This window comes from Algicella marina, assembly GCF_009931615.1.
GTDB classification, from domain to species: domain Bacteria; phylum Pseudomonadota; class Alphaproteobacteria; order Rhodobacterales; family Rhodobacteraceae; genus Algicella; species Algicella marina.
In genome coordinates this window covers 2,353,969-2,372,230 of the sequence record NZ_CP046620.1, presented here as the reverse complement: position 1 = coordinate 2,372,230, position 18,262 = coordinate 2,353,969, and the positions used below count along the sequence as shown (strand labels likewise).

Sequence of the window (18,262 nt, the reverse complement as noted above, 5' to 3'; positions counted from 1 at the left end):
TCGCGCGGTCGATCAGTCGGCTACCCGATTGAGCGGGGCCGGGGTAAGTGAGGAATAATAGGCGGCAAGATCCGCGATCTGGTCGTCGGTGAGGTCTCGGGCGGCCTTGTACATCAGTTCGACCGCCGGACCGCCACCGTGGTTGCCCGAACGCCAGAGTTCCAGTTGTCGTCGCAGGTAAGGTTCTTGCTGTCCGGCGAGCGAAGGAAAGTCGGAGTTCAACGGCTCGGGCCACGGTCCGTGACAAGCGCGGCACGCGGGAACATCATGGGAGCCGTCTGAGGAGGCCGAAAGCTGCTGACCGCGAAGAGCGTCCCCTGCCGCAGATTCAGATTGCACGGGGCCGAGTTCGTCAAAGCTTGAGGCGAGACGGGTTATGGTTTCGTCGTCCATGCCGACGGCGACCTGCGCCATGATGCCGCTATCTCGACTCCCGTTGGCGTAGGATTGCAGGCTGTGGGCTATGTAGTCGGCCGAAAGGATATCCAATCTTGGCACATGCGGATTGTCACTTACGCCGCCTTTGCCGTGGCAGATGGTGCAGGTCCCTTCGCTACTGTCTGTGAGGGTTGCGTATTCTGCCGCGCTCATATCGCCCAATGAACGAAGGAACGCGACGACGGGCCAGACATCGTCAGAGCGTCTGGCAGGCCACCCGGGCATACCGGTCATCTTGGCGCCATTCTTGACGATCCAGAAAAGTTCGGCGGCGCTCCATTCCTCACCGGCATTGTCCAGCCGTGGCGGTTCAGGCATCATTTGCCGGACGGTTGCGCTGCGGGTGATACCTGGTGCGCCGTGGCACCCGGCGCATGCGGACATGAAATGGCCTGCGCCAAGCGCGACCATTGCAGGCGTATCGAGATCTTCCGGAACAACATCATCCGGCGGCGCACGCAGGGCGACGGAATTGCGGAACGTGGTGTGCAGCACCCAGCCCACACCCGGCAGATGCCCCTTTCGGGCCGAGACGTTGTAGAGGCCGAGCCAAACGACCGCGACTGCCACAACGGCTGCTATTCCGGCCGCGGCAGCCACGACGACGAAAGCCGTACGGAGATCCAGTTCTTTCATCCTTCCGCTCCTTTCAGGCTTGTGCCCGCCAAGACCAAAGATGAGATCAGGTAGACCGGCGTGCCTACGCATAACATCAGGATACCGCCAAGTTGCTGGCCGGACAGATCGGGCGCGCGGCCGCAGATCTCGGCGTAGAGGTCATCCGGTGCGAGGATCAGGAGTGCGCCCAGCAAGGTCATGTGCATGGAAGTGAGGAAGAGCCCGCCAGATCCCAGCAGAGGTTCCCGCGCGGACAGAGCGCCGGCCCAGACGGCCCAGCCCGCCAGCAAAAACGATGCCTGCTCCGCCACGAACCAGAAAGAGCCTGTCTGGGCTGCACCGTGCAGGCCGGGCAGGTGCCATCCCCAGATGACGGCAAATTCCAGCGCGGTGGCGGGCAATACGGGCACGGCAGCGCGGGACGCGATGCGGGGAGTGGCCAGCACCAGCAACGGAGCGATTATGGCCACCAGGACGATATGGCGGACCATATGTATGGGAAAGGCACCGGCCAGTGTTGACCACGCCGGCAGGTAAAGCGTGAGGAAAAGGATTGCGGCCAGAATGGCGGCGTGATGACGGTGCAGAGTCACAGGCAACTCCGGATGAGGACGGCGGGCAGTGTGGCGAAAACTACCCCTATGGCCGACACGACGCTCAGCAGAAACCCGGCATGGCCGAGAAACTCCCGGCGGTGCTCGGCTGTGGGAGCGTCGTGGACATAGTTCTGATCTGAGGGATAGTCCCATTGAACCCACGCACGCCAAGCATTGAGAGCGATACCGGCAAGCGCGAGCGCCGAAAGCGCGAAGATTGTCCATCGAGCGGTGTCGGTGGCGTCAGCCTTTGCGCAGGCAATCGCGGTGACGCCATAGATGGCCGCAAAATGCAGGGCCCAGATCACAGGGGCCAGCACCATGTGCCACAAGCTTGCGTGGCGGGGGCGAGCGGGCGGGCGGGCGGTCATGTCAACCTCGGGAATGCGCCCATCAGCAAGGCGGTTACCAATCCGGTCAGGCACAGAAAATGCCAGTACAGGGTCGTGTTCCACAGGTCTGCATCATAGCGTGGCGTCAGCTTCCCGAACAGGCTGCCGGCGAGGCAGTAAAGGAGCATTATCACGCCGAGTGCCGCGTGAGCTGCCGTCCAGATGCCGATGGCGTACATCATCGCCGGGAAAGCGTGGGTTTTCGGGGCGAGACCGGGCAGGTAGAGTGCCAAGGCAAGCGAGGCCGTTGCGACGAGCGCCAGCAGGACGGCGGTGGCCAGCAGGCCGCGGGCAGTCCCCACGCGCTGCCGACGGTTCTGGCCGCGCGCCACCACGGTCGCAGCCCACGCGCCGAGGAAGCCGACGGCCGACAGGGTGACGAACAGCGTGTCAGGCAATGGCGTGCCGGCGGGGGGGAAATCCGGCCGTGCAGTCCAGAAGAAGAACACACCGAACACGAGCGAGGCGAAGGCGGTGCTGTCGCCCATCATCGTGATGAAAACGGCCCACCATCCTGGAGCTTTCGAACCCGAGACATAGACCGGAAGGCTAAGGCCCAGCCCGACGTCGCGGCTTGGTGCCTTCGGAACCTGTGCCGTCGATGTCCAGAGCCAGTAGATAACCGAAGCAATGGCTGCAGCACCGCAGATGGCCGCGAGCACGTAGAGATGGAAGACAGGCAGGATGAAGGTGCCGCCGGTGAAAGCCGCGGCCCAGATCGTTATCCAGCCGGGTCCGGTGACGGGCACGGCAGCCTGAGGCTCGGCATCAACGGCAGAGGTGACGATCGTCTCCCGCAGCTTGTCGGGCGCGTCTGGTATGTAGAAACGCCCGTCGTCGAAACGTTCGAGAAACTTTTCGTCTTCCCACAGGGGATAGCGGGACGTGATGTATGGTACCGAGCGGACGCCCCAGGCTTCCTCCGGCACGTCGTGAGACCATTCCAGCGTGCCCGCGTTCCACGGGTTGCGCGGGGTCAGCGGCTGGCGGCCCTTGGGGCGGACAAGATCCCACGCGAAGACGAGAATCCCGGCGGCGACGATGAAGCTGCCGACCGTCGAGATCAGGTTCAGCCAGTCCCAGCCGGCGTCCGCCGGATAGGTGACGACCCGGCGCGGCATGCCTTTCAGTCCTGTCAGGTGCATCGGCAGGAAACAGATATTGAAGCCGATGAAGGTAAGCCAGAACGAAAGACCGCTCAGCTTCCGCGACATCTTCCGCTTGGTGATGAAGGGGTAAAAGTAATAGATGCCGCCGATGATCGGAAACACCATTCCGCCGAACAGCGTGTAGTGAAGATGGGCGACGATGAAGTAGGTGTCGTGGACTTGCCAGTCGAAGGGAGCAATGGCGATCATCACGCCTGTCAGACCGCCCATGGTGAAGATCGCCAGCGCTCCGGCAATCCAGAGCATGGGAGGGCTGGTGCGCACCCGGCCGACCATCAGGGTAGCGACGAAGGCGAAAATTTGCACGCCGGTCGGAATTACCACTGCCTCCGATGCGGCCGAGAAGAAGCCAAGTGAGAGATTGGGCAGGCCTGTCGTGAACATGTGGTGGACCCACAGGCCAAAGCTGAGGAAACCGACGCCGACGGCGGAAAGCACGATCCACGAATAGCCGACGATCGGGCGTTGGGCAGCAGTCGGCACCACCATAGCGGCGATGGCGATTGAGGGCAGGAAGACGATGTAGACTTCCGGATGTCCGAAAATCCAGAAAAGGTGCTGCCAGAGGAGCGGGTCGCCGCCCCGGTCCGGGTCGAAGAAAGGCCAGTCCATCGAGCGTTGCAATTCAAAAAGGAAATCGCCAGCAATGAGCGGCGGAAAGGCGAAGAGGATCATCACGCCGACGACCAGCACGTACCAGGCATAGAGTGGCATGAGGTTGATCCGCATTCCCGGCGGTCGACATTTGACGGTGCCGACGATCAGTTCCACGGCGGCGGCAATGGAGGCGACCTCTATGAACGAGAGGCCGAGCAACCAGATGTCCGGCCCCACGCCCTCCTGTTCAGTTGCCAGCGGCGGATACATGAACCAGCCGGATTTTGGTGAAGAGTCGAACAGGATTGAACCGAGCACGAAAATGCCGCCGATCAGGAACGACCAGTAGCCATAGGCCGAGAGCCGCGGGAATGGCATGTCGCGCGCGCCGAGAAAGCCGGGAAGAAGCAGGATCGAGATTGCCTCGAACATTGGCACGGCGAAAAGAAACATCATCGCCGAACCATGCATCGTGAAGAACTGGTTGAACCGGTCGGCATCTAGAAAATCATTCTCGGGCACCGCCAGTTGAACGCGCAACAGCAGTGCCAGCACCCCGGCACACAGCATGAAGCCGAAGGCAGTAAGTGCGTACCAGACCCCGACCTCGGTGTTGTTCACAGCGGAAATGTATCGCCAGCCGCGCGGCGTTTCCCATGCGGCGCGCAACTCTTCGGCACGGGCGCGACGGAGATTTTCGGGAACCGGCTGATCCAGCATTTCCTGGGTGGGCGGATAGATGCCACTGGGGCTGGCTTCCGGCACCGGTTCGCCGACGGGCACGTTCGGATCATGCTTATCGGTCATCTGAGCCCCATGAGATAGGCCGCCAAGGCGTCGAGGTCCTCCGGCGGGAGGTGATCGTAACCAGGCATTTCCACGCCGGGCTTGAAATCTTCCGGCGCGGCGATCCATTCACGGATGGCCGCGCGTTCCATCGGCAGGATCCCGGCGGCAAGCGTGCTGCGGGCTGCAAGGTGGGTCAGGTCCGGCCCGACCTGCGCTGCGGCGACTGTGCCGCGGACTGCATGACAGCCACCACAGCCTTCGGAGAGGAACGCCGCCGCGCCGCGCCGGGCTTCGGCGGATTCTGGCGGCATGGCCGGTGCGGCCTCCGCTTCCAGCCAAGCGGAGAAGTCTTCGGGCGTCATGACGACGGCACCGAAAGCCATGAACGCGTGGCCGTCGCCACAGAACTCCGTGCATTGGCCGCGGTAGGTTCCGGGCAAGGTCGGCTCCAGCGACATGCGGGTTCGGCGGCCCGGTATCATATCTGTCTTGCCTCCGAGGGCAGGGATCCAGAAGGAATGGATGACCCGGTCCGCATCCAGTTGCAGTTCGGACCGGCTTCCTGTCGGCAGGCGGATTTCGTTGGCAGAGACGACAGGTTCTTCCGCTCCATCAGGTAGATATTCCACCCGCCACCAGAACTGGTGACCGGTGATGTGGACGGTCAACCCTTCGCCGAGAGCGCGCTGGCTGGGCATTTCCGACAGCGCATAGGTCAGCAATGCGGCGAGGACGACCGTGGGGAAGACGACTCCTCCGCCGATAATCAGCGTTTCGGCGTGGCGTTTGCCGAGAGGACGGGGGGCGATGCGGGTGACGTAGTGGATCAGTCCGTTGATCAAAAGCCAGAGCACCACGGCACCTGCGAGCATGACCCAGAACAGGTTGGCCAGCACTTCAGCATCCCGACCGGCGGGATCAAGTACGGATTGCGGACCACCGCAGCCTGCAAGGCAGAGAGTTACGCCGATCAGGCAGCCTCGCTTCATCCGATGACCCGGCTTACGAAGTAGGCAAGCCCGGCATAGGGCAGGATTGCCAGCAGGAAAAACAAGCCATCGCCAGTCATCATGGCAACGACGAGCAGGCATACACCAATGGCGCCGATTGAAGACGAAAAGGGCACGACCTCAAGCATAGGCATGGCCATACCGGTGAACAGGCACAGCACCTGTGGGATCCAGACGACGGGCCGATGGAACAGGAAGGACAACCGGCGTGAGGTATGCCGATCCAGCCATTCGAGTACGGGCATCACCCGTTCGAGCGCACCGCTGAGCCTTTCGGCCTCAATAGAGCGACGCCTGAAACGCGACGGAAGGTAGACCTGGCTGAAACCGAAGATAAGTTCGAACGAGAACAGGGCAATGAGAAGGCCGCAGACAACCGAGACGCCGGGGATGCCCGACAGGGGAGTCGCTGCCACCAAGGCAACGGTGAAAATGATGGGGAGTATGCCGCGATCGCCGAGGGCTTTGGTCACGTCATCGGCGGAGACAGCCTCACTGCCTTGGGAGATTTTTCTCAATCGGTCGACAGTGTCGCCAAGGCTTTGAAAATCATCCATTCGTTGCCCGCCCCCTAGTGTGCCACAAAGGCGGTGCGTCAGGAGTTACATCTGATCGGAATGGGGAAATCAACCGACCGCAGCGGCAGGCAAATAGTTTCCCTGTCAAAGTTTCCAGCATCCGTTTTACCGCTGCGTGCTGCTGTTCAGTTCACAGGAGGTAACGCCAGCGGAGGTGAAAGGTTCCCGTGTGCCGGATCGTATTTGTCGAGCGGCAGGGCAGGAGCGGGACCAGGTGCTGTGAGGCTATGTTGTTCAGAGCCTGATCAGCGAGCCTGCGCCGTGTTCGGTGAACAATTCCAGCAGACAGGCATGGGGAGTGCGGCCGTCGAGAATTACAACGGCGCGTGTGCCACCCTCCAATGCCGCGAGCGCGGTTTCCGTTTTGGGGATCATGCCGCCCGAAATCGTGCCGTCCTCCGTCAGCTTGCGCACGTGATCGGCGGTGAGATGGGTGATCACATCGCCGTCCTTGTCCTTGACGCCGGCGACGTCGGTGAGAAGCAGAAAACGGTCGGCGTGCATGGCGGCGGCAATAGCACCGGCGGCGGTATCGCCGTTGACGTTGTAGGTTTCGCCGTGTTCGCCGACGCCGAGCGGGGCGACAACCGGGATGAAATCGCTGTCGAGGAAGGACTTGAGCACCGCTGGGTTTATCTTCTTGGGGTTCCCGACGAGGCCGATATCTTCCCCGCCCGGTCCGGGCAGGCGATCGCAGATCATGAGGTTGGCATCCTTTCCGGACAGGCCGACGGCCTTGCCGCCTTGGGCATTGATGGCTTGCACGATGCGCTTGTTGACCGAGCCCGACAGCACCATCTCCACCACTTCCATGACATCCGGTGTGGTGACGCGGCGGCCGCCCTTGAATTCCGTCGGAATGGCGAGACGGTCCAGCATTGTATTGATCATGGGCCCGCCGCCGTGGACGAGGACGGGCTGGAGGCGGCACTGTTTCATCAACACGATATCGCGGGCGAAGCTCTCCATTGCTTCGTCATCGCCCATGGCGTTGCCGCCGAATTTGATGACGACGATTGCACCGTCATATCGCTGGAGATAGGGCAGCGCCTCGGACAGGGTGCGGGCGGTGGCGATCCAGTCTCGCTTCATGGCGGCGGATTTCTCCATTGGTCAACTCCAGCTATCTGCAGCGGTTCTAGCCTGAAGGATGGCAAAGCTGAATCGGAAATTTGCAAATGATGGTGGCTGTTGCGTTTTTTCGATTTGCTGTGCTTTGCGAATAAGTGACCCCACGCAGGCGTAAACCTGTAACACGGTGCTGGCTGCGCTATGTTTGAGGATGAAAAGGAGGATGCCATGCGTTGGATGTCGGGTTTGCTGGTGCTGGTTCTGATCGGTGGTTGCACGACGGAAATCAGTGAAACGGAGCGGCGGGCGCGCTGTGTGGCGGCGTTCGAGCGATATGACCGTGAAGTGATTTTCGCGCGGCCAACGGAAAGCGCGATCGTGCAACGGGTGATCGGCGACGCGAATCCGGGGCCGGATTTCCGCTTTGCCATGGAAGGCGAGTTGCGCGGGCTGAATTGCTATGAGGATCTTGATGGGCTGGCAGAGGCTGCGCGGCTGGGACAGCGGTTCGACGCAAATGGTGTGGGGCGGCTGGCAGAACCGGAGTACCTTCATGCGGGCATGGTACGCTCCAACGGACAGGCGGCGGTGCTGAAGAAGTTTTTCACTGACCTTGGTTACCGGGTGAGGGACGTCGGTGCGCCGAAGCTGGGCCGGCGGATCTTTGTCGGCCCGCTGGACACGGTGGAGGCGCGGCGCGGGGCGGAACAACTGGCCCGAATGGCGGATCTTGCAACAGTCTACACTGTCACTCGGTTACCGTGGCCCTGATTTGATTTGCTGGGTGGGGCAGGTTGCCCACATCATTCATGATCGGGCCTGATCCCGGCGATTTCCTTCAGTGTGTCGAGTAGGCGCTGCTGACCGCCCGGTTGCCAGCCGGCGGCGCGGAGACGGGTCGTGTCCATTTCGTTAAATCCGGAAGGAGCAGGAGGCGGCAAGGTTCCGTTTGTCCCGGTGGTTTCGGACCACATTTTAAGGAGATCGTGGCGATCCAGAAGGATGTCGGAGACGTTGTAGGTGCCGGCGGGCAGGGTGGTAAGGGCAAGGCGTACGGCGGCGGCCAAGTCAGCTCCGTGAACTTCAGAGCCGATACGGGGGGTGATTTCCTTGCCGCCCGCGAATGCGGCGAAGAGCTCGCTCCATTTGTTCGCCGGGCCGGTGCCGTAAATGCCCGTGGCGCGGAGTGAAACGGTGGGGAGAGAGCTGGCGGTGAGGGCATCCTCGGCAGCTTTCTTGACCTCGCCATAAAGGGTGTTTGGTGCGGTGGGCGTCGCCTCGGTCAGCGTCTCGCCCGGTACTTTCGGGCCGTAGACGGCGCGGGAGGAGAGGAAAACGAAGCGGGAGAGGCGGGCGGCTTCGGCGGCCTCGATCAGGCGGAGGGTGCCGGCGAGGTTGGCCGCGCGGAAGCCTGCCGGGTCGTCACCCTCTCCGCCCCGGTAGCGGCCGGGGATGTGCTGGAAGGCGGCGTGGACGATGGCATCGAAGCCCGAGAGGTCCGGCGCGGGGCCGGTAAGGCTGTAGGGGATGTGGCGAAGGCCGAGCGCGGGGGTGCGGGAGAGGATGGTGACATCGTCGCCCGCTGCCAGCGCTTCGGCCACGATGAAGCGGCCCGCGATGCCGGTGCCGCCGGTGACGGCGAGCTTCATGGCCGCAATTCCGGGTTCGGCATGGCGGCGATTTCGGGCACCGTGCCATCGCCCGCGAAGGCGTGCCAGAGGTCGATGAGGGGGGCCAGTTCCTGCGCTTTGGGGTGCGGGCTCTGCCACGGCTTTTCGTACTGGTAGTGGAGGATGTGGATATCCTCCCATTTCCAGAGGCCGGGCATGTTGAACCAGACGTATTGCAGCATGTTGTAGAAGATGGGCAGGCCGTGCCAGTGGGGGAAAAAGCTCTCGAGGAAGGTCTGATCCGTGCGACGCCAGAAGGCGCCGGGGGTATCGAGTGCGGCCATCATGGCGGCGAAGGTGGTTTGCGAGGGTTTCGCGGTGAAGACGCCGGAGTTGAGGCGGTGGAAATCGGCGAGGCTCTCGTAGACGTTGGGGGCCGCGCAGAATTCGGGGTAGGCGAACAGGCGGTCGCAGTTTTGCAGGACGAGGGCGTCGGCATCGATGAAAACCACGCTGTCGTATTCGGTCAGTTGCCAGAGGCGGAGCTTGGCGAAGTTGTCGAGCGGGGTGTGGAAGGGCGGTTTGCTGCCCTTGGTGAAGGGGTTGCGGCCGTGGATTTCCTGCCGCGCGTGGGCGGCGTTGAATTCGGGCGAGGTGTCCAGCAGGTCCGTGCGGATGGTGCGCGCGCCGAGGGCGGTGAGGCGGGCGAGTTGCGCGGGCGTCACGGCCTCGGTGTGGAGGGTGACGATATCGGCTTTCGTGCCGGAAAGCGTGAGCGAGCGGACGAGGGCTTCCGCGCCGGTGACATAGCCCTCGTTGGTGACGAGGGTAACGTAGGCGTGGCGGCTCTTGGCCGGGGTCGCGGGGTCGAGCGCGGGCATTCAGGGGTGTTCCTTGCGGGGCCGGAGCATGGGCGAGATCAAAACTCCGGAACAGGCGGGGCACATAAACAAGACGCGCGAATTCTTCACTCCTGCCCCAAGCGCAACAATTGCCGAAGCCGTGCGAGCGCCGGCCCGTCGGGGGGGCGCTGCTTCGTTCGGTTTGTGCGCTTTACGCCCGCCAAATACTGGAACGTTTGTTCCCAATGCGAAGGTCGCCAAAGCGCCGCCCCGGTGGGGCGGGACGGCGCTGGCACGGCGGCGCGTACCGCGCCTTGATTCCGTGCCTGGGGACTGGCTCGGGCGGAGGGTCTTCGGAGTGAGCGTTGCGCTGCCGCCTCGTTTTCCTCCCGTCACGACACGGACTTCAGGCGCGTGTCCTCCGGATCCGTGTTGAGGCCGCCGGCGATTTCCTTCGTCCAGGCGGAGACGGCGGGGACGCGCTTGCGGTCGATGCGGTGGGCGAATTTCTGGGCGATCTCGACGATTTCCGACAGGAGGCCGTTTTCCAGCGTCGTCGGGTTGAGGCCGAGGTTCAGGAACTGGTCGTTTTTGACCACGAGGTCGTTTTCCGGCGCTTCCTTGCGCGGGTTCGGCAGGTAGGCGACCTTGGCCCCCGTGAGCCCGGCCACGCGCTCGGCCAGATCGCGGACGCGGTGGGTTTCGGTCATCTGGTTGAAGATGCGCACGCGCTCGCCCGCCTGCGGCGCGTCGTTCAGCGCAAGCTCGATGCAGCGCACGCTATCCTGGATGTGGATGAAGGCGCGGGTCTGCCCGCCGGTGCCGTGAACGGTGAGCGGGTAGCCGATGGCGGCCTGGATCAGGAAGCGGTTCAGCACGGTGCCGTAATCGCCATCGTAGTCGAAACGGTTGATGAGCTGATCGTGGCGGCGCGTCTGCTCGGTATGCGTGCCCCAGACGATGCCCTGATGCAGATCGGTGATCCGCAGCCCGTCGTTCTGGGCGTAGAACTGGAAAAGGATCTGATCGAGGCTCTTGGTCATGTGATAGACGGAGCCGGGCCGGGTGGGATAGAGGATTTCCTGCTCGGCCTTCGCGCCATCCATCGTCTCGATCTGCACGGGCAGGTAGCCTTCTGGGATGGCGGCGCCCACGGTGGAATAGCCGTACACACCCATCGTGCCGAGATGGACGAGATGCGCGTCGATGCCGGTTTCCACCAGTGCCGTCAGCAGGTTGTGCGTGGCGTTCACGTTGTTGGAGACGGTGTAGACCTTGTGACGATCCGACTTCATGGAATAGGGCGCGGCACGCTGTTCTGCGAAGTGGATCACGGCGTCGGGCTTATGCTCCAGCAACCACGCCTTCACGCGCTCGTATTCCTTGGCGAGGTCGAGCAGGTGGAAGTTGATCTTGCGGCCCGATACCTCGCGCCAGATGCGGCAACGCTCCTGGATCGAATCCATCGGTGTCAGCGATTGGACACCGAGTTCGGTGTCTATCCAACGGCGGGAAAGGTTGTCGACGATATCGATATGATGGCCGAGATCAGACAGGTGGAGGGCTGTTGGCCAGCCTACGAAACCGTCTCCGCCAAGGACTGCGATGCGCATGTTCATACCCCTCTGTGCCGCTCGATGCGGCGATTCCGGGAACCATAGGCGGGCGAAACCCGGTGTCAAATGAAAGTAGAATGACAAGTGATGACAGACGAGTTCGGGTACTTGCTCGGTAGCCGGCGGTCGACACACGCAGACTTGAAGGACTGTTGCCAGGCAGAAGATTGACCGGCCCGGTTCTATCGGGTGTCGATGCGCGGATGGAGCGACCGGACCGGAGTGAAACGATGCCAGAAGAAGGACGTCTGAGCTTTGGCCGTCTGGGGCAAGTGTCGCAGGCGGACATTCTTGTGCACATGTCCGATCCGCGGATGGCCGAACACATGCCGTTGATGACATTCCAATGGGATGCTGCGCGGGTGGCGGCTTTCGTGGAGGCAAAGGAGGCTTGCTGGGATGCCGACGGGCTTGGGCATTGGGCGTTCTTTGCGGACGAGGAGTATGTGGGCTGGGGCGGATTTCAGAAAGAAGGAGATGAGTGGGATTTCGGCCTCGTGCTGCGGCCGGAGTGGTTCGGACTGGGACCACGAATTGCCTGCAAGGCGCTTGATCTCGCGCGGGCCGATGCCCGCATCCCGTTTGTCACATTTCTCTTGCCTCCGTCCCGGTCTCGCATTCGCGGGCTTGAACGGCTGGGGGCGCGGCCGATAGGGCAGGTGAATTACAAGGGTGTGCCGTTCCTGAAGTTCAGGCTGGAAACGATTTGAAGTGTGCTGTCATGGATGGGGGCGGCATACCGGCCTGATTGCCGAGGTCTGGCACCTGCCCCTTGTTCCCGGGCGGGGCAGGGATTATACCTAGTGGCCGTTGCCGGAAATTGCCAATATCCCCTGAGAGGCCCCATGTCCTGGACTGATGAGCGTGTCGAAACCCTGAAAACCATGTGGTCGGAAGGTAAATCCGCGAGCCAGATCGCCAAAGAACTTGGCGGCGTAACGCGCAATGCGGTGATCGGCAAAGTGCACCGACTTGGGCTTTCCAACCGGTCCGCACCAGCAAAGACGGCAACGAAGGAAGAAAAGCCCGCCGCCGCTGTGGCGGAGGCCAAGCCGCGGCCGGCGGCCAAGGAGGCCCCGGCGAAGGCTGCGGAACCGGCTGCGGAGGCGGCAACGAAGCCCGCGCCACAGCAGACTCAGCGCCCGAACAAGCCGCTGATCGTCGCCGGCCAGCCCTTGCCGCCCCAGCCGTCGAATTCCGAGATTTCGGAAGAAACACGGGCCAACCTGCTGGAATTGGAGAAGAAGGCCCGCAAGTTGTCGTTGATGCAACTGACCGAACGGACCTGCAAATGGCCGATCGGAGATCCGGCGACCGAAGAGTTCTGGTTCTGTGGTCATCCCTGCAAGCCCGGCAAACCTTATTGCGAGACGCATGTGGGTGTGGCGTTTCAGCCAATGTCCTCCAGGCGGGATCGCAAGACAGCGAGCCGCTGACGAGCGATGTTCACCAATGAACATGACTTCGACGCAAGCGTCATCACTCTGATCGATGAGGGGAAGGCGCCGCTGCGCGAGGATGTGGTTGTGACCCTGTTTGATGATCAGGTCACGATCATGCAGGTCGACGACGATACCGAGGAAGAACGGGTCATCACCTTGTCGCTGAGCCAGTTCAACGATCTGCGAACGGCACTGAACCTGCCCGAGGGAACCTATCGGCGCGATGGCAGTGCCGTCGACTGACGCACTGAGATTGCCACTGCTGACGGAGCGGCTGGAGATACGCCCCCTTACACGTCACGATGTAACTTCCCTCTGTCGCATTGGTGGCAGGCCGGAGGTGGCGCGGATGATGACCAGCGTGCCGTCGCCCTGGCCAGCGGAAGATGCGCGGGCTTGGGTGGAACAATCACAGTGGCGTGGACGACTAGGATTCCGGCTCGGCATTTGCTTGCGCGGCGGAGAACTGGTGGGGATTGTCGGTATGGGCGGGGAGCCGCCGACAGTGGCCTACTTTCTCGATCCGGCGTACTGGGGCCAAGGGATGGCGACGGAAGCCATGCGGGCTTTCCTCGATTTCTGTTTTCGGCGTTTTGAATTGGCGGAACTGTTCGCAGACCATTTCGCCGACAATCCCGGTTCTGGCAGGGTATTGCGGAAGCTGGGGTATGAGGAGATCGGACGGGGCACGGCCGGTTCCGCCGGCCGAACCGAAGAGGCCGAGAACGTCGAGTATCGTGTGACGGAAGCGCAATTCCGCGCGGCGCTGCGTTCGCCGGATCCGTGATCGGGGTGACCGACGGTTCGCTGCTGCGACACCGCCGCGCTTGAGTTGCCGAACGCGCGACCTATCGTGCAGAAGCGGTGAAACGGGAGCGGACATGCTTGATCTTGTCAACATCACCAAGCGCTACGGGACGGTCAAAGTGCTTGATGGTGTTTCGCTGTCGGTCGCGGCAGGCGAGACGGTGGCGCTGGTGGGTGAGAGCGGTTCCGGCAAGAGCACGTTGCTGCACCTGATCGCCGCGCTGGATGCGCCTGACGCCGGTCTCATACAGGTGAATCACATCGAGATCACCGGTATGGGCGAGCGGGCGCGAGCTGAATACCGACGGCAGGACGTTGCGCTGATCTTCCAGCAGTTCAACCTGATACCAAGCCTCGATATAGCCGCGAATATCGCCTTTCAGGCAAGGTTGGCAGGGAGGTATGACGCCGACTGGTGCGCAGCGCTAGCTGAACGACTGGGTTTGACAGAGATGCTGAGTCGCTATCCGGAGCAGGTGTCTGGCGGCCAGGCACAACGAATTGCGGTCGCGCGGGCGCTGGCAGCGCGGCCGAAGCTGCTGCTGGCGGACGAACCGACCGGCAATCTGGATGAGGCGACTGGCGATGCCGTTTTGGCGGCGATGCAGGAACTGGTGGAAGAAACCGGATCGACGTTGCTGATGGTGACCCACAGCACGCGCCTTGCGCCGCGACTGAGCCGGATTGTCAGTTTGCGCGCCGGGCGGTTGTCCGAATGACACGGTGGGTTTTGGCCGCCCTGTTGGGGCACTGGAAACGGCGGCCCTGGCAGGCGCTGGCGCTGTTGCTGGGGTTGGCGACCGCGACGGCGCTGTGGTCCGGTGTACAGGCTCTGAACGCCGAGGCGAGAGCGAGTTACGCGCGGGCGTCTGCGCTGCTTGGTGCGGATCGGTTCGCAAGCATCGCGGTTGCGGGCGGCGCAGCGTTGCCGCAAGTGGATTATGTGGCCTTGCGGCGTGCCGGGTGGCGGGTCTCGCCGGTACTGGAAGGAGAATTCAGTTTCGACGGTCGAGATTATCGGCTCATCGGGATTGACCCCCTTACCCTGCCGCCAGGCACGCTGGGGACGGACGATTTGGAGGAAGGCGCCGATCTGGTGGCATTTCTGGCTCCGCCCTACCGGATTTTCGGAGGACCGACGACAGTGGCGGCCCTGAGTGGCGCGGACCTCCCATCGCTTCGATCGGTTGAGTCACTGCCGGAAGGCACGCTCGTCGGCGATATCGGTTTTGTTCAGGGGGTGCTCCGACGCGAGGGCGAGATTTCGCGGCTGATTGTGATGCCTGAGCAGAAACCGTCGCGATTGCCGCTATCCGAGATAACGGCGACACGACTGGTGGAGACACTGCCACGTGACGTGCCAGAACTGGCGAGCCTGACCGAAAGTTTTCATATGAACCTGACAGCGTTCGGATTGCTGTCGTTCGTGGTTGGTCACTTCATTGTTCATGCCACGATTGGTCTGGCGTTCGAACAACGGCGGCCGTTGTTTCGCACGTTGCGGGCACTGGGTGTGAGCCGTGGGCGATTGCTGGCAGCGCTGGTGGTGGAACTTGGAGCATTGGCGCTAGTGGCGGGGTTTGCGGGGACGGCGATGGGCTATGTGATCGCGGCCACACTGTTGCCGGACGTGGCGGCGAGCCTACAAGGGCTTTACGGCGCGCAGGTGGCAGGCTCCCTGTCACTGTCGCCGCTCTGGTGGCTGGCCGGAATGGCGATCAGCCTCGGTGGGGCTGGGGTGGCGGCCGCCTCCAGCCTGTGGAAGGCGGCCCATTTACCGATACTTGCGCCTGCGGGCGCAGAGGCTTGGCACGGAGCCGAAAAACGGCAACAGCGGGTACAGAGGGGGATGGCGGCGGTGTTGGCGTTAGTGGCGCTGGCGGCGGGCTTAGGCGGCAGCCTTCTGGCCGGGTTCGTGCTGATGGGGGCAGTGCTGATGACAGCGGCGCTATTGCTTCCAAGCTTGCTGTCGTTGGTGATTGCGTGGTTCGGGAAGATGGCGGTTTCGGCGGAGGCGCAATGGTTCTGGGCCGACACTCGGGCACAACTCGGTGGACTGTCGCTGGCGTTAATGGCGCTTTTGCTGGCGTTGTCGGTCAACATCGGGGTGGGCACGATGGTGGACGGGTTCAGGCAAACTTTCCTCGGGTACCTGGACAAGCGGCTAGCGTCGGAACTCTACGTCTATGCAGAGAGCGACGAACAGGGCGAAGCTCTTGTGGCGGCACTGGAGGCGGAGCCGGAGGTTGAGGCGATTTTGCCGATCCGCAATGTGGAGACGCGATACGAGGGCTTTCCGGTATTCGTCTACGGGTTTCGAGATCATGAAACCTATCGCGACAACTGGCCAATGCTGGCGGCGGTGGCGCGCCCATGGGCACGGGTGGCAGAAGGCGATGCCGTGCTGATCAGCGAACAAATGGCGCGGCGGTTTTCTCTGGTACCGGGGGCCACATTGGTCCTGCCGACGCCACGGGACGACTGGGCACTGGAGGTGGCCGGTGTATATCCGGATTATGGCAACCCGACCGGGCAGATGATGGTGGCAATGCCTGCACTGCTGGCACGTTGGCAGGATGTGGAGTACCGCCGGTTCGGCGTGCGGGTGACTGCCACGGAAGTGCCGGCGCTGAAGGCGGCGCTGGTGGAGAAATTCGCGCTATCGGAGGCGCAACTTGTCGATCAGGCGGCCCTTAAGGCTGTTTCACGACGTATCTTTGAAACGACCTTTGCCGTCACTGTGGCCCTGAACGCGTTGACGCTGGCGGTCGCCGGGTTGGCGCTGTTCACCAGCCTGTTGACGCTGGCGACTCTGCGGCTGCCGCATCTGGCGCCTGTCTGGGCTCTGGGCATGACGCGGCGACGCCTGGCGGGGCTGGAAATGGTTCGATCCTTGGCACTGGCATTGTTCACGGCGGTGCTTGCAATCCCGCTGGGACTGACGGTGGCGTGGGTGCTGACCCATGTGATCAATGTAAAGGCCTTTGGGTGGATGCTGCCGGTGTATCCGTTTCCTGGCCAGTGGGCGCGACTTATGGCCTTAGCGCTGGCCGTGGCGGCGTTGGCGAGTTTCATCCCGGCAGCGCGGTTGGCAAGAATGTCGCCGGCGGATCTGCTGAGGTTGTTTTCCCATGAGCGTTAAAATTCTCGTCACGATTTTAGCGCTCTTGCTGGCCGGACCCGCGCTGGCGCAGGGATATGGCGGTTTGAGCGAAGCGGCGGAGGAATACGGCCAGGTGGTGCCCGGCCGGGTGTTGACGTTTCCGGAGGATCATCAGCCGCATCCCGACTACCGGATCGAGTGGTGGTATATCACCGCCAACATGGAAGACGCCGAAGGTGCGCCGCTTGGCCTACAGTGGACGCTTTTCCGTCAGGCAACGCGTCCGGGCGAAGACATCGAGGGTTGGGCGAGCCGACAGATCTGGATGGGCCACGCGGCTGTGACGACCGCGACGATGCACCGGGTTAGCGAGACTTTCGCGCGAGGTGGCATTGGGCAAGCCGGTGTGGAGGCCGGGCCCTTCCGGGCCTTCATCGACGATTGGGAAATGGTGGGCAAGGGTAGCGGAGTGGATCTGCTGCGGCTGCGGGCTTCGGGCACGGACTTTGCATATGACGTGGCGCTGATGGCCGAAGGGCCACTCGTGTTGCAGGGAGATGCCGGTTACAGCGTCAAATCCGAAATCGGGCAGGCGAGCTACTACTACAGCCAGCCGCACTACACACTGGAGGGGACGGTGGTGCTGGACGGAGAGCAGCGCCAAGTGCGCGGCACAGCCTGGCTGGACAGAGAATGGTCCTCCCAGCCTCTGGCATCAGATCAAACCGGGTGGGACTGGTTCAGCCTGCATTTCGGGGACGGCACCAAGTTGATGGCCTACCGATTGCGTGGCGGCGGAACTTACACGACAGGAACATGGATCGAAGCGGACGGCAGCGCCAGCTTGCTTCCCAACGGTGAAATGGCATTCACGGTGGTGGCCGAGACCGAGGTGGAAGGGCGAACGATCCCGACGCGGTGGCGGCTGGAATGGCCGGAGCGGGAGCTGGATATCACTGTCGGTGCGTTGAACCCGCTTGCTTTCATGACGACAGTGTTCCCCTATTGGGAGGGACCGGTGACGGTTGAGGGGAGCCATACGGGGCTCGGTTATCTGGAGATGACTGGCTATGGCGCAGAGTGACGTGAGCGGACAGATGGCGGGGCTGAACGTTCTAGGCCAGCCCTTGGAGCAATGTTCCACCACGCCCATGACGGGGTTTTGGCGGGACGGTTGCTGCAACACCGGTCCGGCGGATGCCGGTCAGCACACTGTGTGCGCGGTGATGACGATGCGGTTCCTAGAGTTCAGCTATCAGCGCGGTAACGACCTGATCACGCCACGTCCTGAGTTCGGCTTTGACGGCTTGAAGCCGGGAGACAGATGGTGCCTGTGCCTGCCACGCTGGGTGGAAGCCTATGAAGCGGATGCGGCGCCGAAAGTGGTTCTGGAGGCGACACACGCCGCCTCTTTGCGGATGGTATCGCTGGAAGTGCTGCGCGCTCATGCTGCGGGTGATGCAAAGTAGAGCTGGGCATTCCCCACTAAATTGTCTGCAGCGTAGCCATTCCGCACTGCTCCGATAAAACCGGGTTCGAGATACCGGCGTAAGGGGACTTTCCCTCTCCAATTGACTTGGCGGC

At 62.6% G+C, this 18,262-nt stretch carries 19 protein-coding genes; 9 read left to right on the top strand and 10 right to left on the bottom strand.

Annotated features, from left to right (window positions below; genetic code table 11):
* Positions 1 to 12: 12 nt before the first annotated feature.
* The 7 genes from GO499_RS11745 to argB form a co-directional block, all read right to left on the bottom strand.
* Positions 13 to 1,074, bottom strand: coding sequence for a c-type cytochrome (locus GO499_RS11745; RefSeq protein ID WP_161862356.1), 1,062 nt, complete (start codon positions 1,072 to 1,074; stop codon positions 13 to 15).
* Positions 1,071 to 1,649, bottom strand: a complete 579-nt coding sequence (locus tag GO499_RS11740) for a cytochrome c oxidase assembly protein (RefSeq protein ID WP_284154705.1) — start codon at positions 1,647 to 1,649, stop codon at positions 1,071 to 1,073. The genes GO499_RS11745 and GO499_RS11740 overlap by 4 nt, the downstream gene beginning before the upstream one ends.
* Positions 1,646 to 2,023 carry a hypothetical protein gene (locus tag GO499_RS11735; protein WP_161862355.1) on the bottom strand — a complete coding sequence of 126 codons (378 nt, stop codon included), beginning with the start codon at positions 2,021 to 2,023 and terminating at the stop codon, positions 1,646 to 1,648. The genes GO499_RS11740 and GO499_RS11735 overlap by 4 nt, the downstream gene beginning before the upstream one ends.
* Complete coding sequence (gene ctaD, locus GO499_RS11730) at positions 2,020 to 4,617, bottom strand: cytochrome c oxidase subunit I (protein WP_161862354.1); 2,598 nt, start codon at positions 4,615 to 4,617, stop codon at positions 2,020 to 2,022. The genes GO499_RS11735 and ctaD overlap by 4 nt, the downstream gene beginning before the upstream one ends.
* Positions 4,614 to 5,588: a cytochrome c oxidase subunit II gene (locus GO499_RS11725; RefSeq protein WP_161862353.1), complete on the bottom strand. Its 975-nt coding sequence runs from the start codon at positions 5,586 to 5,588 to the stop codon at positions 4,614 to 4,616. Before GO499_RS11725 ends, ctaD begins: the two co-directional genes overlap by 4 nt.
* Complete coding sequence (locus GO499_RS11720) at positions 5,585 to 6,166, bottom strand: exopolysaccharide biosynthesis protein (RefSeq protein ID WP_161862352.1); 582 nt, start codon at positions 6,164 to 6,166, stop codon at positions 5,585 to 5,587. The genes GO499_RS11725 and GO499_RS11720 overlap by 4 nt, the downstream gene beginning before the upstream one ends.
* A 255-nt stretch (positions 6,167 to 6,421) precedes the next feature.
* A complete protein-coding gene (gene argB, locus GO499_RS11715) occupies positions 6,422 to 7,297 on the bottom strand; it encodes an acetylglutamate kinase (RefSeq protein WP_284154704.1) in 876 nt (291 codons plus the stop codon).
* 189 nt (positions 7,298 to 7,486) lie between these two features.
* Between argB and GO499_RS11710 the strand changes: the two genes are divergently transcribed.
* Positions 7,487 to 8,029, top strand: a complete 543-nt coding sequence (locus GO499_RS11710) for a hypothetical protein (protein ID WP_161862351.1) — start codon at positions 7,487 to 7,489, stop codon at positions 8,027 to 8,029.
* A gap of 32 nt (positions 8,030 to 8,061) precedes the next feature.
* On the opposite strand, the gene GO499_RS11705 is transcribed toward GO499_RS11710, so the two are convergent.
* From GO499_RS11705 to GO499_RS11695, 3 genes are all read right to left on the bottom strand, one after another.
* Positions 8,062 to 8,907 (bottom strand): NAD-dependent epimerase/dehydratase family protein, encoded by an 846-nt coding sequence (locus tag GO499_RS11705; protein WP_161862350.1) that lies wholly within the window; start codon positions 8,905 to 8,907, stop codon positions 8,062 to 8,064.
* A complete protein-coding gene (locus GO499_RS11700) occupies positions 8,904 to 9,749 on the bottom strand; it encodes a glycosyltransferase (protein WP_161862349.1) in 846 nt (281 codons plus the stop codon). The genes GO499_RS11705 and GO499_RS11700 overlap by 4 nt, the downstream gene beginning before the upstream one ends.
* A 353-nt stretch (positions 9,750 to 10,102) precedes the next feature.
* Positions 10,103 to 11,323 carry an NAD-dependent epimerase/dehydratase family protein gene (locus GO499_RS11695; protein ID WP_161862348.1) on the bottom strand — a complete coding sequence of 407 codons (1,221 nt, stop codon included), beginning with the start codon at positions 11,321 to 11,323 and terminating at the stop codon, positions 10,103 to 10,105.
* Positions 11,324 to 11,556: 233 nt separating this feature from the next.
* On the opposite strand from GO499_RS11695, the gene GO499_RS11690 reads away from it, so the two are divergent.
* The 8 genes from GO499_RS11690 (at position 11,557) to GO499_RS11655 (ending at position 18,147) form a co-directional block, all read left to right on the top strand.
* Positions 11,557 to 12,036 carry a GNAT family N-acetyltransferase gene (locus tag GO499_RS11690; RefSeq protein ID WP_161862347.1) on the top strand — a complete coding sequence of 160 codons (480 nt, stop codon included), beginning with the start codon at positions 11,557 to 11,559 and terminating at the stop codon, positions 12,034 to 12,036.
* Between the two features lie 135 nt (positions 12,037 to 12,171).
* Positions 12,172 to 12,762: a GcrA family cell cycle regulator gene (locus GO499_RS11685; RefSeq protein WP_161862346.1), complete on the top strand. Its 591-nt coding sequence runs from the start codon at positions 12,172 to 12,174 to the stop codon at positions 12,760 to 12,762.
* 6 nt (positions 12,763 to 12,768) lie between these two features.
* Positions 12,769 to 13,011 (top strand): DUF8831 family protein, encoded by a 243-nt coding sequence (locus GO499_RS11680; RefSeq protein ID WP_161862345.1) that lies wholly within the window; start codon positions 12,769 to 12,771, stop codon positions 13,009 to 13,011.
* A complete protein-coding gene (locus GO499_RS11675) occupies positions 12,998 to 13,555 on the top strand; it encodes a GNAT family N-acetyltransferase (RefSeq protein ID WP_161862344.1) in 558 nt (185 codons plus the stop codon). Before GO499_RS11680 ends, GO499_RS11675 begins: the two co-directional genes overlap by 14 nt.
* 94 nt (positions 13,556 to 13,649) lie before the next feature.
* Entirely contained in the window at positions 13,650 to 14,294 is a 645-nt protein-coding gene (locus GO499_RS11670) for an ABC transporter ATP-binding protein (RefSeq protein WP_161862343.1), read from the top strand.
* Positions 14,291 to 16,717 (top strand): ABC transporter permease, encoded by a 2,427-nt coding sequence (locus GO499_RS11665; RefSeq protein WP_161862342.1) that lies wholly within the window; start codon positions 14,291 to 14,293, stop codon positions 16,715 to 16,717. Before GO499_RS11670 ends, GO499_RS11665 begins: the two co-directional genes overlap by 4 nt.
* Positions 16,707 to 17,762 (top strand): lipocalin-like domain-containing protein, encoded by a 1,056-nt coding sequence (locus GO499_RS11660; protein ID WP_161862341.1) that lies wholly within the window; start codon positions 16,707 to 16,709, stop codon positions 17,760 to 17,762. Before GO499_RS11665 ends, GO499_RS11660 begins: the two co-directional genes overlap by 11 nt.
* Positions 17,749 to 18,147 carry a DUF2237 family protein gene (locus GO499_RS11655; RefSeq protein ID WP_161862340.1) on the top strand — a complete coding sequence of 133 codons (399 nt, stop codon included), beginning with the start codon at positions 17,749 to 17,751 and terminating at the stop codon, positions 18,145 to 18,147. The genes GO499_RS11660 and GO499_RS11655 overlap by 14 nt, the downstream gene beginning before the upstream one ends.
* Positions 18,148 to 18,262: the final 115 nt, after the last annotated feature.

Coding starts and splice junctions, on each gene's coding strand:
- ctaD (WP_161862354.1), bottom strand. CDS start 4,617: ATGACCGATAAGCATGATCCGAACGTGCCCGTCGGCGAACCGGTGCCG.
- GO499_RS11665 (WP_161862342.1), top strand. CDS start 14,291: ATGACACGGTGGGTTTTGGCCGCCCTGTTGGGGCACTGGAAACGGCGG.
- GO499_RS11685 (WP_161862346.1), top strand. CDS start 12,172: ATGTCCTGGACTGATGAGCGTGTCGAAACCCTGAAAACCATGTGGTCG.
- argB (WP_284154704.1), bottom strand. CDS start 7,297: ATGGAGAAATCCGCCGCCATGAAGCGAGACTGGATCGCCACCGCCCGC.
- GO499_RS11655 (WP_161862340.1), top strand. CDS start 17,749: ATGGCGCAGAGTGACGTGAGCGGACAGATGGCGGGGCTGAACGTTCTA.
- GO499_RS11700 (WP_161862349.1), bottom strand. CDS start 9,749: ATGCCCGCGCTCGACCCCGCGACCCCGGCCAAGAGCCGCCACGCCTAC.
- GO499_RS11705 (WP_161862350.1), bottom strand. CDS start 8,907: ATGAAGCTCGCCGTCACCGGCGGCACCGGCATCGCGGGCCGCTTCATC.
- GO499_RS11745 (WP_161862356.1), bottom strand. CDS start 1,074: ATGAAAGAACTGGATCTCCGTACGGCTTTCGTCGTCGTGGCTGCCGCG.
- GO499_RS11735 (WP_161862355.1), bottom strand. CDS start 2,023: ATGACCGCCCGCCCGCCCGCTCGCCCCCGCCACGCAAGCTTGTGGCAC.
- GO499_RS11725 (WP_161862353.1), bottom strand. CDS start 5,588: ATGAAGCGAGGCTGCCTGATCGGCGTAACTCTCTGCCTTGCAGGCTGC.
- GO499_RS11695 (WP_161862348.1), bottom strand. CDS start 11,323: ATGCGCATCGCAGTCCTTGGCGGAGACGGTTTCGTAGGCTGGCCAACA.
- GO499_RS11680 (WP_161862345.1), top strand. CDS start 12,769: ATGTTCACCAATGAACATGACTTCGACGCAAGCGTCATCACTCTGATC.
- GO499_RS11690 (WP_161862347.1), top strand. CDS start 11,557: ATGCCAGAAGAAGGACGTCTGAGCTTTGGCCGTCTGGGGCAAGTGTCG.
- GO499_RS11660 (WP_161862341.1), top strand. CDS start 16,707: ATGAGCGTTAAAATTCTCGTCACGATTTTAGCGCTCTTGCTGGCCGGA.
- GO499_RS11720 (WP_161862352.1), bottom strand. CDS start 6,166: ATGGATGATTTTCAAAGCCTTGGCGACACTGTCGACCGATTGAGAAAA.
- GO499_RS11710 (WP_161862351.1), top strand. CDS start 7,487: ATGCGTTGGATGTCGGGTTTGCTGGTGCTGGTTCTGATCGGTGGTTGC.
- GO499_RS11670 (WP_161862343.1), top strand. CDS start 13,650: ATGCTTGATCTTGTCAACATCACCAAGCGCTACGGGACGGTCAAAGTG.